Origin of the sequence: Salmonella sp. 741265055_HSA, assembly GCF_046569525.1 — a bacterium.
GTDB lineage: Bacteria > Pseudomonadota > Gammaproteobacteria > Enterobacterales > Enterobacteriaceae > Salmonella > Salmonella enterica.
Genome location: NZ_JBKFSQ010000057.1, coordinates 1 through 15,227, shown reverse-complemented (window position 1 = coordinate 15,227; position 15,227 = coordinate 1). Strand labels below are relative to the sequence as shown.

Genomic DNA, 15,227 nt, shown 5'->3' with positions numbered 1-15,227 from the left:
AGCTGTAAATTAAATTGATAGTCGAAATCAATTTGTTCCTGAAGTGTTAAAACCAGTTTGTCAGGATGTAGCCGTGTAGATGTTTCGACGAAGTTTTGTATGGTGGATGTACAGGATGATAGCCAAGTTGCTGTCATATTTTTTCCCTAAATGAAACAAGTAGCAATAGAGAAAATATTACAGAGTTATTTTTTGTAATCAATAAAATAATTCATTGAGATAATGAATGTTTTTTAATGATAAAATAAAAAGAGACCAGAACATAATCCCGGTCTCTTTAAGAGTGTAATAAAATCATTCGGAGTAGTCATTTATTTACCCTTTAATATTAACTATAAAATAAAGTGATTGTCAAATTTAAAAACTTCTGTTCTATTGATTAATTTCACAATGTTTAATATATATTAAATAAGCCCTTTTATTTACAACCAATTAAATACATGAGGTGAAGCGAAATAAACTCAATGAAGGAGTAAAGAATGAATAGAAGAAAATATATTTTATTTTCACTGTTTTCCATCACACTTATGACGACAACCGCCAACGCTGCTGTCTGTACGCCTGTTATGGAAACCGCAGTAAAACAGGCTCAATACAATGCGATGAAAATCGATGCAGCACAACTGGAGCCTGTCGCCGAAGGTTTTATGACCAATATAAATAACTCATTAAATACTATTGGGTGTACGGACATATGGCCTACAGGAAGCATAGGCATAAATCTGCCAAGTTTTGATTCAATTATCAGAAAAGCAAAAGAAGCGGCGATAAGTAAAGCCTGTTCGATTGCCAGAGAGAAAATGAACTCTGCAATGGGGAACATATCTGAAAGCGTATCCTTTGATGTTCCCGGTCTGGGGAATATTGCCGGAGGGAGTATCTCAACAGGTACGGGATCATCTGCTGGCGGAAGCATTAATGTTAACGGAAACTCCACGTCAGGGTCTGATGTATGGAACAGCATTAGTGATGCCATGAAATAAAATATAAAGAAAAATGTAACCCACGATGTGAGTTGCATAAAAATGGCGAGTAAATACAAAGAAAAATGTAACTCACGATGTGAGTTGCATCAAAAAGGGTGAGTAAATATAAAGAAGAATGTAACTCACGTTGTGAGTTACATAAAACAGGGAGAGAAAATGGAAAATATAAAGAAAAACGAAATATCTATGATATTACATAAAAACGACAAAAGACGACAACGAACAGGGTTCTGTGAGAAAAACGCAATGAACCCAATAAAATATCTTCTGGTCTTTACCTTACTGTTTTTTTGTTTGCTGATTACGCAAAATGCATACGCAGCAGATTTATTTACAGTCCCTGATACGGATAAATCAAAGCTATGGTTCTTGGATGTTTTATTTCCTGAGAATTTAGCCCAAAGCCCATTAGCCAGTACGATGACAATCCTCAATAGCGCGGTTTTACTTGTTGGGGGGATTCTGGCTGCGTATACGCTGATCGCAGGAACCATGTCAACGGCGCATGATGGCGAAATGCTGGGTAAGAAATGGTCCTCCATGTGGCTTCCGGTCAGAACGGCGTTAGGAACCGCAATGATACTTCCCGCAGCCGGTGGTTTTTGTGCAGCTCAGGTTATGGTGTTATGGCTGATAAATCAGGGCGTAGGTCTTGCCGATACGGTCTGGAATACGTATGCCGCAAATCCATCAGATGGTGCTGTTATCACCACGTCAGCGTCCTATCAGGAACTTGATCGTATAGCAAAGACGGCATTTATCAATAATGTCTGCATGTTGAAGGCAGGTCAGCTATGGAAAAAATCGCATGAGAGCGCACTGTTTCCCGGTGTTATGCCTGTGTTTGAAATGACGTCGGAAAAAGGAAAATATTTATACAGATACAATTACGGTGCCAGTAATGCGGGTAATGAAATGAACAAAAATTTACTGGTATCCAAATCAGCGTGTGGAAGTATCACATTGACAGACCCGAAAGCTAAAGCGGCTTATGATGAACAGGCTAATGCTCAGGCGCAGGCGGCTATCGCATCTGGTGGAATGTATATGGCCTATATGCCAGAAGATATAAAAACAAATATCTCAGGCGTTGTTGAAGCTCATAATAGCGCCTTCATTGCGCTTAATAACAGTATGATGATACTGGCTGAACAGTATGTTGCGGATAACAATATTGATATTCAATCCGCTATTAATAGCACTACAGCAACTTATGTCTCTGTTATCGATACTGCGGTCAGAACGGCATTTTCTACAGGCAACCAGTGGGATGATTTTAAAGATAATGTCCAGAAAGATGGCTGGTTCATGGCGGGGGCATGGAGTATGAAGCTTATTCGCATTCAGGACGCGATTAATGGTGCTGCTCACAATCTTCCTGTAGCTGGACAACAGAGCATGGAATACGGCGATATTTTTAACAGTCTGAATGCTGTTATGGCAAAAGTTTCTCAGGACATGGCAAGATCGACAACGGCATCAAGATATGCGAATGGCATTGATGCGCAAAACCGAACAGAAGCCAATACCAGTGGTAAGGGTGGGCAGGGGCCGAAAACTGATGATGCAGGGAAAATTGTATCCTCGCTTCAAAATGAAGCTAATAAGAGTATTTCTGGTGCGATGGCGGGTTTCCTGAGTTCAAGCGTAATAAATGGTAGAAAACAAGGGAAAATCGTCGCATTTTCAACAGATACAACAGCGGCAAATTTACAGGCTATCAACCCATTATTAGCGGTTAAAGGGCTTGGGGATACGCTCAGTGCTGCTGGCTGGACGTTATTAGGGAGTTCTGCTGTTGTTGGTGCTGGCCTTGGCGCATGGACATCATGGACCGCGAGCTGGGTATCGGGGGCATTTGGCGCTATGGGTATTGTTATGCCACTGGTTATCCCATTATGGATAGCTGGCGATACCTTAGCTGTTGTTATTCCTATGCTGCCTTACGTCATGTGGTTTGGTGTTTGCGTGGGCTGGATGATTTTATGTCTTGAAGCGATGATCGCAGCACCATTATGGGTCATCACCCATTTACATCCAGATGGCGATGGGGTTGTAGGTCGCGGCGGCGCTGGCTACGGTCTGGTCCTGTCGCTAACTATGAGACCAGCATTGATGGTGACGGGTCTGATAGCGGCTTATACGATGCTGCCTATCCTTGGTGGGGTGGTGAATGAAACGTTCTCAGGTGCATTTGGCATGATGTCCGCGAATGCCGGGATAGGTATCATCGAATCACTGGCTCTTATTGCTGTTTACATCGCGCTGATGTTTACCGTTGTGAAGAAATCGCTTTCGCTGATCCATGTTATTCCAGATGAAATTATGAAGTGGCTTGGTGTCCATAGTGGTCAGAGTATGGCGGGTTATGCTCAGTCGGCATCGAAAGGTGTTGAAGGGGCTATGTTCGCAAAAACAGTGTTAGATCAGGTATCACATGCGTCTAACGCATTAGGTAATCAGATCAGAAATGGGCAATTGAATAAAGACCGTGAGCAGCAACGTGAACTTCAACAGCAACAACAAATTCAACAGGGGAAAGCTCAGGCTTCCAGCAGAGCCAATGATACGGGATCTACATTCAGAACGCATATGAGCAATGCAGGGCCACTTGACCAGCAGGATGAATACCAATCCCTTGAAAGTGCCAACTCTGCTTACAATGCGGCTGAGGCAGCAGATGCTGTTGGAGATACGGTTGGTGCGGCAGGTTATATGGATGTCGCTCAAAAGGCTGCTAACAGAGCGGTATCTTTTGGTGAGCATAACAGACCATTGTTGCCACTAAATCTTCAAAGTAAAGCGTCTCCTATAGAGAGTTTTAAGGCTCCGGGTAAAAGTGATGGTGGTGGATCATCACCACGAACTGAGAGTAGTGATGAGTAATAAGAAAGAGGGCTTCGGTCCTCTTTCTTATTGGTTGTTATCCTTCATTATTTATAGTATCAGGTGTATTAGAACAGATCTGAGCTAATACAGATAAATTGATTTCATTCTTCCTCTATTTTCGCCTTTGGTGTGATTTTTTTGGATAAATGCATCATTAACAGGGACAAATTCCTCACAGCTAAGAGATTGTTTGGAACAATCACAAAGCGCTGCTACTCAAAATATAGTTTTCCTATCCATTTAAGAGCAAATGCTATATGTCTAAGGAATAAAATACCTAATTAACTTAGCCTCAATCTATTTAATGTGAGACGTATTGCTGTTCTTTAACAGGACCAGACCGGGCGTGTCGTTAAACCGGAGTGGGGCTAAATTTCCTGACTGTCATTGGTTGCTCGCGTTTCTGGATAGTGGGTTACTTTCAAGGTATTTTTGGCAATGTGGGAAATTCTACACTTTAACCTGAGTTAATGTAATAATAGAAATATTATATATACACATCGATTATTAATCTGGGGATAACATGTTAAGAATCAATCAAATAATAAAGATCCTTGGTGGCATGAAGGCATATGCCCCTTATACATATAAAAGCAAAACAGATAAACTCGTCGATAAAATACACGGTAGATTAGTCAGGTTCGGAATTTTTATCATCGCTTTACTCGCTTTAAGCATTGCTTTGTATAAATTCAACAGTTGTTTTAAAACCGATACGGTAGTAGATGTTATTTTTGGATTGTATTTTATAGGGATGCTAATAGGATTAATAATAATGGTATTGCCACCTATCTTAGGCATAAAGCATTTGGTCGATTGGAAAAAAGAGTCGTTCAATGATTTTGTTTGTGAAATATCACATGATGAAGAAAATGCAAAGCTTCTATTAGATTATTCAGAAAAAGAATTATTGTATGCGATTCACTGGATACAACTTAAGATTAATAGAATAACGATGAGGGTTAGTAGTTTTTTTGGTGAAAAAACAGCAGTATTCTCGGTTTTGGGTCTTTGCTATTCGGCAGTGCAGGCATTAATTGGTTTTGACAAATTGAGTAAAACATTTATTGGAGATCTTTCTAATGCGGATTCTACTAATACTGTCATCATGTTTGGACTAGCACTTTTGCTAGGTATATCTCTGGGGGCATTAATGTTGAAAAAAGTTGCAAGCCATCAATTATACCTGAAAGAAATTGTTGAGTTGACAATAAGAATAAAGAAAGATGTCGAAGATGAAGGTGGTATATAGGCATAAGGTTATTTATTATATGTAAATATCAAATATGAGCCATGTAGAAATCATGGCTTAATTACACATGCTGAAATATTATATTTGACAAATGAAATATTTGGATGTAAATAGAATGAAGATACAAAAAAAGCCAACTTATCAAAGTTGACTTTTTAAGGACTAAAAAAGTTTCGACGACTTTTTTAAGCCTTGTAATCAGTTAAACAGGAACGTGATTACAAATATAATAAAGTATTAAATAATCTTTTCATATTTGTCAAATCTAAATCCGAACTTTTTACAAGCCTTTTAAATACCATTTCCAGAATCCTTTTTAGTTCTCAAAAGCAATAACGTTAAACCTGATTGTACGGGTCTAAGAATCTTTGGATATCATGTGTTAAAAACTGTTTTGTTCTTAGGTTATTGTAGGTGGCATATAAACGGGGGGAAGTCGGTAGCCATCAACTTGAAGCGTTCATCTAAAATCTATAAAGCGGTAGTGTTATTTTCTTTAGTAAAACGAGAAAATGCTTTAAATGATCATGATGTATCCGTAGGAGTCCGATGGGGAGTCCCGGCGTTGGAAACATGCTGGAACTCAATAGCTACGGTGAGAAACGCCAACCTGCGAACCTAAGAAAAAATATTACAACAGTATTTTTTTACGGGGGGTTAGGGGGGTGAAGCTTGCAGAAAAACTAAGTTTTCCTGACGGAAAACTACTACGACTGAAAGTCGCTATCTAAAACCCAATGCTTTTAAATTAATTAATTAGTACAACTAGTACAAAAATTTTATTAAAAAATAAAGAAAAATCCCTAATGAGAAAAATAAAAAACAAGATGCTATTTCATAAAGTCACAGATAAAAATAATTCAGTAATAATTACATTGTTTAATTTGAATATCTTTTGTTTTAATTGTATTGAGTAAGTAGTGTAAAAAGAAAAGGATAAATAAAATGAAAAACAAATCTGAGAAAAAAACGAAGAGAAGAAAAGGATGGATAAAAAATATTACTGAAGATGAACAATTAATTTTCGTTAACATGCTGAATGAAGCAGCAATGGTTAAAAGAAGATGGGTGACTAAAAAAGAAAAACGTGAAGTTATATATAGATTTCGTGATGTTGTCCTTGCTATAAGAGAAGCAAATAAAACTAACGAGGATAAAGGTAATGGTGTATCAGAACAAGAAATAGTCAATGAAGTTGATGGAGCAACATTTGATGTTGTTAAAGTTAAAAAAGAAAGAAAACCACGAGTCAGAAATATCGATGAGTATGGTCGTTTGAGAAGAGTATCATTATCAGAAAGAAAGTTCATAAATAATGCAGTATCGGAATCAACGAAAGCAAAAGAGTCAAAACTGACCGATGAAGAACGAAGGAAAGTGTTGTGTGTTGCCCGCGAACAGATTCGTTCTCAACGTAAAGCTAATCAGATTAAAAGTGTAAGAACTAAAGCAAGACATGCTGCAGTGTTTGAATGGAAACGCCCTGATTCTCCTCGTCGCTAAAAAAATTAACGCAGATGCTGTTTCTAAGTTTATTGGTATTATGTGGAAATAGTGTCTAATAGTTCATGAATTGTTGAAAATTGACAGCCGGTAATTAATCTACTAATGATTAAAAATAGATAAAATTATACGTCAGGAGGATTAAATGAATGAAGAAATGAAACTGTTATTTGATAATTGGACTACTGAACAAGATCAAAAAGTGATTGGAAAGAAGTCTGTTGATTTTTACATCAAACACAGTGGTAGTGATAAATTTCTCTCATTTTATAGTTCGGTTTTGTCAGGGATGGATATTGATGCTTTCTCATATACTTTACGATATCATATTGAACAATGTAGGAAATATAATATTACCTTATCAAGGAAGGATAAAGCAGAAATAACGATTTCTGTATTAAACAAGCTCAAGTGCCATGAAGAAATTGATTTTGATGAATATAGAAATAAATTGATTCATATAATTTCAGGGATGGATTACTGGGAAGCTATAAATTCAGAGTCCAATAAATAAACCCTGTGGGTTGTACCACAGGATTTAAACCTCATTTATTTTTTGGATGAGATATATCGGCTTTAATATCTTTGGATACATCGAATAAAAATTCTTTATCTTCGGTGGCTTTAATCCAATTCTTCGCTTCAGATTCAGAAACTATCCCACTTTTCACTAATGAACCATCCAGACTAAAAATATTCCACGTTTTGGATATTTCAGTCCCATCTGAATCTGTTTCAACCTTAACTTCAATATTATAACTAGACATGGCAACTCTCTTAATGATGATTCAGGAGTGGATATATTAATTTGAATTGGCTTGAAAATCTATGTTTTTTAAACGAAATAAGAAATCATTAAGTATAACCCGAATAATTGACAATTTATATTAAATTGATTAATTGATAAAGAATGTAATGAATTAAAAGGAGTATTGTGATGAGTCATGGTAATTTTAAAATAAAAAGAATAGCAGCGGTTTCAGTTTTGTGTTTTTCAGTTCTGTATACAAATACAGCTTTTGCTGTCTGGCCTGTCACTGAAGAAATATTGACGCCATACCTTTTGGGCGCTTCACCGCAATCGATGGGTAATGGAATAATCGAAACATTAGTCTCAATGAATGACAAGCTGGCTCAGGCAAACATAACAGCCAATGAAAATCAAAAGAATACTGTTATGAGTAATGCTAACCAAGCTATACAAGAACAACGCATGAAGAATGTTTTGAAGAGAATACCTGATGCTAATGCTTGCGTGGAAGCTACTGCTGCAGGAGGACGTGGTTCTGCTGGTTCTAACACAAATGCTGCCAAAGCTGCTTTAGCTGAAAACAGCGTAAAAATGTTTACAGGAGCAAGCACCGGCATAAATGAGGCCAAAAATAACGTGATGGGGCGAGTCTCGATTGATGTCTGTTCTGGCGAAGACGTGAAGTACAACAGAGGTGGATGTAGTGTCATAGGCCAATATCCTGACAGAGATAAATCAGCCTCTTCACTGACAACCCCGCCATTATCTGTATCTGATGCTCAGGGGAATAAAGTTTCAAATCAATCTTATGACGTTAAACAGATGAAAGTGGCTGACGCTGCTAAGCGAAATCTGATTGGTAATTTACCGCTACAGCAGCTAAATGACAGGAACCTTGAGGACACGAAAGAAGGGCGTGAATACCTGTCAGCATTCTCAAGTTTTGTTGCCAGAAGTACGGCAGGAACCAATGCTGTTGATTCTATTCTGTCAATAAAGAAATCTGGTGATGTATCAGTAAACTCAAGAGGGGTAAATATAGGCTCAGGACTTGGTTCTACAGCAGGAGCAAGTCAGGCGTGGACCGATACGTCTGTGAAAACCAAGTACGAGACATTATTCCCCGGAGCAGAGTTCCCGCCTAAGCCATCGGAATGGGAAATGTTGAGGTATGAGATTTATTCTCGTTATGCGGATACCACTGGCGCTGATGCATGGCAGGTTAAAATCAGTAGCTCGGATGAAAGAGAAACTGCGCATGAGCAGGCAAGAATGCAGGCCATCGATCTAAGATTACAGATGCTTCAAATAGAAAGAACAGAAGACACAAATATTTTATTGGCCGCACTATTAGGGCAACAGCTACAACCTGTTGATAAAATGATGTTGAACAACCTGAAAATCAATGCCACAAAATCAACGCAGGCCGCTAAGTAATATGGTGGCATAATTGATAAAATTATATGTGGTATTTAATCGTGTAATGAATAAGCTGAGAGGGAACTTTCTTTTTCTTATCCTGATTTTTATTTTGTTTGATTCCTGTATCAGGAACAAACATGGATACTTAGTTCTCGTTCCTTTGTTTTTTATTAGTGATGTTTTTTCAGTGTGGTTCCCTAAGCATTTTGAGAAAAATAAAGTCTTGGTAAAGATAGCATCATTCATGATTTTCTATGGGTTAATGGCAGTGCTTGTCATGGGCTTTATAAAATCACGATGAATAAGAATCATGTTTGACAAACATTGACTTATGTATTAGCTATACGTATAGGAATCAAAAACAGATTACAGCTATTTAATATTGATGTATATAATAAAAGGATAAGAGTATGTCTAAAAAATATGAAGCGGTGATGCTATTTCTGAAATATTTTCTGAGGTTTTCTTTTAACTCATTGAAGTACCTGTGGTTGATGGTAATGATGCTACTAAGTTTTTATTCATTCTGTAAATGCGCAATTTTCATGCCAGTATGTGATAGTAAAGAGGTGAATAAGAATGAGCAATAACAAATGCTTTGAGCGAAATTTAAATCAGATGTAATCTGACCGAAGCCTGTATAAATAATCAGCAACTGTCAGATTAATTCCTAAATAATATATCTGATGTATGTAAGGTTAGTGGTGGGGATCAGTTTTCTTTTCTACTGATTTTTTTGTTTCGTCAACTCGTTCTCCAATGAAATCTGTAAATGCAATAAGAGCTTTGCCAACAGAACAACCAGCTAAAACTATTTGGCTAAAAATCCATGTGGCGTTGTTATGATCTATAACTGGAGCACCTTTGTGAAAAAACAATACACAGCCAATGGCTGTTCCAGTAAATAAGATTGTATCATTTAAGTTTTTAAATGATTTGCCTCTAATTATATAAAGTAACCATATAACAGTTCCTATAAATAAAAAGATCCCTACATCAACATAGTTGTCCGGTGGCGAAATCATGCGCGGCTGTGTTGAGTTCATAAATTTAATAATCACATAAAGCAAGAATCCAATAAAAGGGACTAGAATAAAGATTAGTGAAAAATCTAACAAAATAGATTTTGCTTGCCGATTTTTTAGGCCATTACTATGATTTTGTATATCATCATCACTATTTTTTATATCTTGCCTATTCAACTCTTCGGTGGATTCACTATACTCAACCAGTGTATGTTTGTATGATTTTATATACTGCTTTTTCTCATGAGACATGCGGATGATTCCATAAGATAAATGATTGGATTTAGATGTGTTTGTAGGAGATACGACCGAGTAGTATCTTATTGAAATTAATAGTCGTTATAAAAATAATTAGTTTCTTCTTGTGGTGTTTGTTATTACATAATGATCACCATATACTATGTTTCATATGTTATGGCTTGTTTTTTAGCTCGCGTTTAGCATAAGGGAATTCCAAAACGCTATCACCGATATTGTTTTGGGATACAGCATTCCACCATTTTTCACGATATTCAGGCATATTACAGCGGTCTCGTTGTCGTTGGATTTCTTCAAGAATATCCTCCTTGCGCTCGGGCCATTGTTCTTGGAGGCGATCAAGCGTTGTCTTAAAAATATTCCTTTGAAGGGCTATTTTATAGAAGTTATGTTTAAATCCTTCCAACTGTTGTTCATACTCATCCACCACCCTCTTATGACTGGCTATGGTTTGGTTAAGACGCATCTGTAGATTACGGGCTTTGTCATTTGACATTGATGCTTCAAACTGAGCCTGTTGAGAATCCAGTCTTGCCTCGTTAGCTTGCTGATATGAATCTACGATTTCTCTATTGCGTTGTGCCGCATTATAATCATAATTCCAAAATGGGTTTTTCCCAGACATAAATATACCTCACTGTTAAATATTATATATGTATATAATTAAACATTAATGTGTTAAAAAGCAAATAAATCTGTTAATTAAATAAATAATTTATATTTTATTTAAATCCTCTTTTTAATAATTAAAAATATGAGTATTGAAAATATCTATCCATTGCTCACACACATCATAAGTCTGAGCGTTTAATGGGATTTTGAATTTCCATGAGGGCATTAATATATCATCAGTAAGAACACATATTTCGGCATCATCGGATTCAGTTGTTGGCAAGGTATAGTTGACTTCCCTGATGTCACAATAATTGTAGACAGAAAAGTTATTCAGCTCCTTATTAAAGAGCCGCACAGAACAATTTTTCAAATCAATCGAGAATCCAGATAGTCCGAACTCATAAGACAAAACGGAACCATTGGGTTCTACATGAGTGCTATCTGTTTGGTTGTTGGTGATTTCCATTCCTACCTCGCCTGATCCTTCTGACTCCCTCGGCCCAAGCATAACATTCTAAATTTCGAACGCAAGTAATCGATCGGTATAACAGATCGATAAATTAATTATGATAGTTAAAATCTATCAATTGATCACCATCGATCGATATAAACAATATGACGAACAGAGAAATTAATTTAATTATATCAATTTGTTAGTGTTTTTTATCAAGAGCGAAAGTCGGTTCTCTCCTTGTATGGCGCTTGTTCACGTCCTGCGGGACGGTGCTGTTCGCTATCATTAAGGAGATAATAAAATGAAGAAGATTTTACTCGTTGCTGGCGCAGTTCTGGCACTGGCGGGATGTGGTGAAAAAGGCGATTTCGAGAAAGCGATCAACGCTAAGATCGGGCAGACCAGATACTGCTTCTCGCTGGATAACAATAACACCAGTTTCCCCATCCGTCTTGCCAAACCACGATTTGATCAGACTGGCACAGGGACGAATTCAGTGATCCTCGATGGATTTGTTGAGCAGGGAATGATGGTCTTTGAGCAGGGTTATGATTCGAACGTATTAGGGATAACAGAGGAAGGCAAAAAAGCTAAAGTCTGGAGCACAACAGATGGCGCTTGTGTAGGTCGTCGTGCCGTTGAAGAGATTAAGGAATGGACGGAACCGGGTGAAGGCGGTCAGAAGGTTGTTCGCGTGTCGTATACGTGGAAGCTGGTTGACGTTCCGGGCTGGATTGACAAAAAGGCGTTCTTCAACGTTAAAGGGATGAATGAACCTGCTGATGGCGCAATGAATCTTGTTAAAACCAGCAATGGCTGGAGAGCCAATTAAGGAAATCAATATGGAAAACAATATCATCAAATGCCCATTCTGTTTCAAAGAGAGCCAGCGTGGGGTTCACGTTTGCACAGGGTGCTTAGCGACTGTGTTATATGGCACTTATCCCGGCTGGTATGCCTTCGTGATCATCCTGTTGTCTTTTGGCATGTCTTTTCTCATTGGTATGTCTACAGGTATGGCGGGAGCTACTATCAGCTTGCCAATAATTGCCGCTGTTGGATTTTTGGCTGGCAAAGCTATTTTTTCTAATAATGTTGTGTTTAGACGAAGAATGTAGCCATTATATTCAGTTAAAACCATGCGAGTTAAAAATTAATAACGAACGTAGTTTGTGGGATACTCAAAATGGGATGCTAAGGATAAGTAGCAGGTGAATGGTTGCAAAAAAATGTCATAGATAAATATTTTATAATCTATAAATTTTAATATAAAGAGAGTGAGAGTAAATCAACTTTTGCACGATTATTATTAGTAATAAAAGGAAAGGTTTGTTAAATTCTCAACCTTTCCCTTTTAATGTATTCAGGCAATTAATGATATTTTTTGGCTGTAGTATTCATAATCAGCATGTTCTTCTGTAAAATAGAGGTCAAATGCAGTCAGCATATTAGAGTAAAAACTATCTTTCGATATGGCAGTCTTTTTTTCATCCTTGGTTAAATAGTTAGCTATAAACCTAAGTGTTGCTGAAAAAAGAAAATGACCTCTTAACCAGCTAGATATAGTTGTGTTATTGGGGTAAGTTAAGCTTTCTTTTATTGCAATGCCTTGTTCCTTGAAGTCATCAGGAAAGCTTTGAATATAGGAATCAATTTTATTCAAGCATGTCGAGTATGAGGATTTAGATTGCATAAATCTTTCGCATGAGTCGCCAACAACAGACAATCCTCTCATATTTATGTGATTATAAATATCAAGAGAGACTAAATTTTCCACGTTAGAGTATAGCTCGTTAATCCATGAGGATATATTTATATTTTGAATTTCTTTTGCGCTATATCTTCCCATATTTTTTAGAATCCGAGATATTACTCGTTCATCGAGGATGCTGTTTTCAATAGAGTAGCCTCGTGTATAAATCACATTAGGATGATTAATTATATTTGATGAGAAATAGTTGAGGTCTGCATCTCGGGCAACAATAGCGTTTATTTTCCCCGATGTGATTTTTTCTATATATGACATTAATGCATCACAACCTCCAACATCTTGAACCTCAACATTTAATCGATCATTTTTTTTGAACACGATCTCCCAAAAACCAATATCATCCACCCCTTCAACGTAAACCATGATATCAGCATCATAAAACATACTAATAACATTTTCCGCTTCATCAGACCAATTCAAACTGTCAATATTAACCTCATTACTTAGCATTGACGAGTTTCTCCATATTAAAAATAGAATCTCTATATTTTGATGCTACTTCTGGGGAATGAGTTGCTGCAATTATTTGAGCGTTAGGATTGAGCTTTTTTATCGCTGGTATGATATTTCTCTGCCATTGAATATGTAAAGATAGCTCAGGCTCATCAGTTATAAATATATACTGTTGTTCTCGTTGAAGTAAGGTTTCAATAAATAAAATTAATAACTGTTTTTCACCAGAAGAAAGATTCTCTTGCCTAATAGATCCATGATTATTATTAACAATTAATTCCCCACCCAAAAATCTAAAATCTTTATCAGTTATAAATTCTTTTAGAATATGGAGAAATTGCTCAATAGGTGCGAAAACGAGAGATATCTTCGCCCTTGATCTCAACGACATCTCAGTTATTTTTTGTGTTTTCCTTAGTGCTTCAATTGAACGTATATCAATATCACCTTGTCCATTTTGTTTTAATTTTGACATGGTTTGGTCAATGTAATCAACATGGAAGTTGATTTTTCGACGAATATTAGTATCAATAGCATTGAGTTGGGTATAGGCATTTAAAAGGTTTTGTTTCTCTTTTTCTTTATCAAATTCTATATGGTAAACTTGATCATCGATATCCTCTTTGCTATATAATATTGAAGCTAATACTTCTTTTTGCAAGTCAAAAGAAATTTCGCTGGCTTGTTGTGATAGTTCGAGTTGATATTTAGTTAATTCTTGCATTAATTCAGAAAGTTTATAATCAACAGGATTTATGAAACGAGTGCCATATTTATCTCTAACCTCTAAATCATCACTATTTCTCAGACGATAGACGGATAGAGATGAGAGTGCAACTAGCTTACTAAGTTCGACTCGTAATTCTTCAGACTCTTCCTGTACTCTACGCCTATAACTCATAGATACTCTTCTATCATCAGTATTGATAACATGTAAATTATATTTTTTAGATGATAGTTGATATTCAATTATGGAGTAAGGAGAAATATCACTTTCTATTTTGTTTATTTTTATTGTTTTAAATTTTCGTCCATCTTTGAGCTTGATTTCAGCGCTGTTGAAATCATTGTTATTAATACCATCAATATCAAGCGATAAGACTGAATGCAATATATTCATGAATGTTGTCTTACCAGTACCATTACGGCCAATAATAATATTAACATCATCGTTGAAAGAGCAAAAACAATCGAGTCTTTGCCAGAAACCGTTTATAGAAACGCTTTGTATTTTATACATCTCATCTCTCCTTACATTAAATATACTGTTTAAATATGATGGGGTGTGTTAATTTTAAGATGGTTGTAATTATTAGCATAATATCCAAACCGAAAAAATCTTATTGAATTAACATTACCCTATATATGGGTGCATAATGTTAACTTGTGCCTACTTCTGACGCCGAGGTACCTGTTAACCTATTTAGACCAATGATAGATCATAACCTTATACTTTGCTACGGATAATTGGTGGTTTTTTCCTTGGAAAACATGGCCTTTTTACATGCTCTGGTAATATGGAGCGGGGTCTATCAACATCCGGTTGTTCCTGCTCAGGACGACTTGGAAAACGAACGGTCTTGTCATTATCTGATACGTTTCCGCAGAACTCTGCTTCTGGTGATTTTTGGTCATTGTTAAATATGCTGCGTTTTTCAAACTCTGAGCGTGGAACATTGACACCCAACACTTCATCGAAGACATAGTTTTCTGCGATACGCTTATCATGGTCAGCATCAATGGTATCGTTTTTCCTTTTGGCCCATACAAATCTCTCTTTGAAGAAGTCCACGATGAGCAGTGTAAAATGTTTAAACAAACCGCTCTGGCGGGGCTTGGTCTGTTTCC

The 15,227-nt window shown here is 36.8% G+C and carries 14 protein-coding genes and 1 pseudogene; 8 read left to right on the top strand and 7 right to left on the bottom strand.

Annotation, left to right across the window (positions count from 1 at the left end; genetic code table 11):
- The first annotated feature begins 479 nt into the window (after positions 1–479).
- From ACLD4K_RS20960 to ACLD4K_RS20940, 5 genes are all read left to right on the top strand, one after another.
- Positions 480–983 (top strand): hypothetical protein, encoded by a 504-nt coding sequence (locus tag ACLD4K_RS20960; RefSeq protein ID WP_411012449.1) that lies wholly within the window; start codon positions 480–482, stop codon positions 981–983.
- A 249-nt stretch (positions 984–1,232) separates the two neighbouring features.
- On the top strand, positions 1,233–3,872 hold the full coding sequence (locus ACLD4K_RS20955; protein ID WP_411012450.1) for a DotA/TraY family protein: 2,640 nt from the start codon (positions 1,233–1,235) through the stop codon (positions 3,870–3,872).
- A 526-nt stretch (positions 3,873–4,398) separates the two neighbouring features.
- Entirely contained in the window at positions 4,399–5,127 is a 729-nt protein-coding gene (locus ACLD4K_RS20950) for a hypothetical protein (RefSeq protein ID WP_411012448.1), read from the top strand.
- A gap of 945 nt (positions 5,128–6,072) precedes the next feature.
- Positions 6,073–6,630, top strand: a complete 558-nt coding sequence (locus ACLD4K_RS20945) for a hypothetical protein (protein ID WP_411012447.1) — start codon at positions 6,073–6,075, stop codon at positions 6,628–6,630.
- A gap of 145 nt (positions 6,631–6,775) precedes the next feature.
- Positions 6,776–7,144 (top strand): hypothetical protein, encoded by a 369-nt coding sequence (locus ACLD4K_RS20940; protein ID WP_411012446.1) that lies wholly within the window; start codon positions 6,776–6,778, stop codon positions 7,142–7,144.
- 31 nt (positions 7,145–7,175) lie between these two features.
- Here the strand turns inward: ACLD4K_RS20940 and ACLD4K_RS20935 are convergent, their stop codons facing one another.
- Complete coding sequence (locus ACLD4K_RS20935; RefSeq protein WP_411012445.1) at positions 7,176–7,397, bottom strand: hypothetical protein; 222 nt, start codon at positions 7,395–7,397, stop codon at positions 7,176–7,178.
- A 170-nt stretch (positions 7,398–7,567) separates the two neighbouring features.
- On the opposite strand from ACLD4K_RS20935, the gene ACLD4K_RS20930 reads away from it, so the two are divergent.
- Entirely contained in the window at positions 7,568–8,818 is a 1,251-nt protein-coding gene (locus tag ACLD4K_RS20930) for a hypothetical protein (RefSeq protein WP_411012444.1), read from the top strand.
- A gap of 683 nt (positions 8,819–9,501) precedes the next feature.
- Here the strand turns inward: ACLD4K_RS20930 and ACLD4K_RS20925 are convergent.
- From ACLD4K_RS20925 to ACLD4K_RS20915, 3 genes are all read right to left on the bottom strand, one after another.
- Positions 9,502–10,080: a hypothetical protein gene (locus ACLD4K_RS20925; protein ID WP_411012443.1), complete on the bottom strand. Its 579-nt coding sequence runs from the start codon at positions 10,078–10,080 to the stop codon at positions 9,502–9,504.
- A gap of 160 nt (positions 10,081–10,240) precedes the next feature.
- Positions 10,241–10,711 carry a hypothetical protein gene (locus ACLD4K_RS20920; RefSeq protein WP_411012442.1) on the bottom strand — a complete coding sequence of 157 codons (471 nt, stop codon included), beginning with the start codon at positions 10,709–10,711 and terminating at the stop codon, positions 10,241–10,243.
- Between the two features lie 114 nt (positions 10,712–10,825).
- A complete protein-coding gene (locus tag ACLD4K_RS20915) occupies positions 10,826–11,167 on the bottom strand; it encodes a hypothetical protein (RefSeq protein WP_411012441.1) in 342 nt (113 codons plus the stop codon).
- A gap of 289 nt (positions 11,168–11,456) precedes the next feature.
- Between ACLD4K_RS20915 and ACLD4K_RS20910 the strand changes: the two genes are divergently transcribed.
- Positions 11,457–11,987 carry a membrane lipoprotein lipid attachment site-containing protein gene (locus tag ACLD4K_RS20910; RefSeq protein WP_411012440.1) on the top strand — a complete coding sequence of 177 codons (531 nt, stop codon included), beginning with the start codon at positions 11,457–11,459 and terminating at the stop codon, positions 11,985–11,987.
- 10 nt (positions 11,988–11,997) lie between these two features.
- Positions 11,998–12,273 carry a hypothetical protein gene (locus ACLD4K_RS20905; RefSeq protein WP_411012439.1) on the top strand — a complete coding sequence of 92 codons (276 nt, stop codon included), beginning with the start codon at positions 11,998–12,000 and terminating at the stop codon, positions 12,271–12,273.
- Positions 12,274–12,518: 245 nt separating this feature from the next.
- On the opposite strand, the gene ACLD4K_RS20900 is transcribed toward ACLD4K_RS20905, so the two are convergent.
- The 3 genes and pseudogenes from ACLD4K_RS20900 to ACLD4K_RS20890 form a co-directional block, all read right to left on the bottom strand.
- Complete coding sequence (locus ACLD4K_RS20900) at positions 12,519–13,376, bottom strand: DUF4435 domain-containing protein (RefSeq protein WP_411012438.1); 858 nt, start codon at positions 13,374–13,376, stop codon at positions 12,519–12,521.
- Positions 13,366–14,619: an AAA family ATPase gene (locus ACLD4K_RS20895; RefSeq protein ID WP_411012437.1), complete on the bottom strand. Its 1,254-nt coding sequence runs from the start codon at positions 14,617–14,619 to the stop codon at positions 13,366–13,368. Before ACLD4K_RS20895 ends, ACLD4K_RS20900 begins: the two co-directional genes overlap by 11 nt.
- Positions 14,620–14,826: 207 nt before the next feature.
- Positions 14,827–15,227, bottom strand: a pseudogene (locus ACLD4K_RS20890) (conjugal transfer protein); the annotation flags it as partial.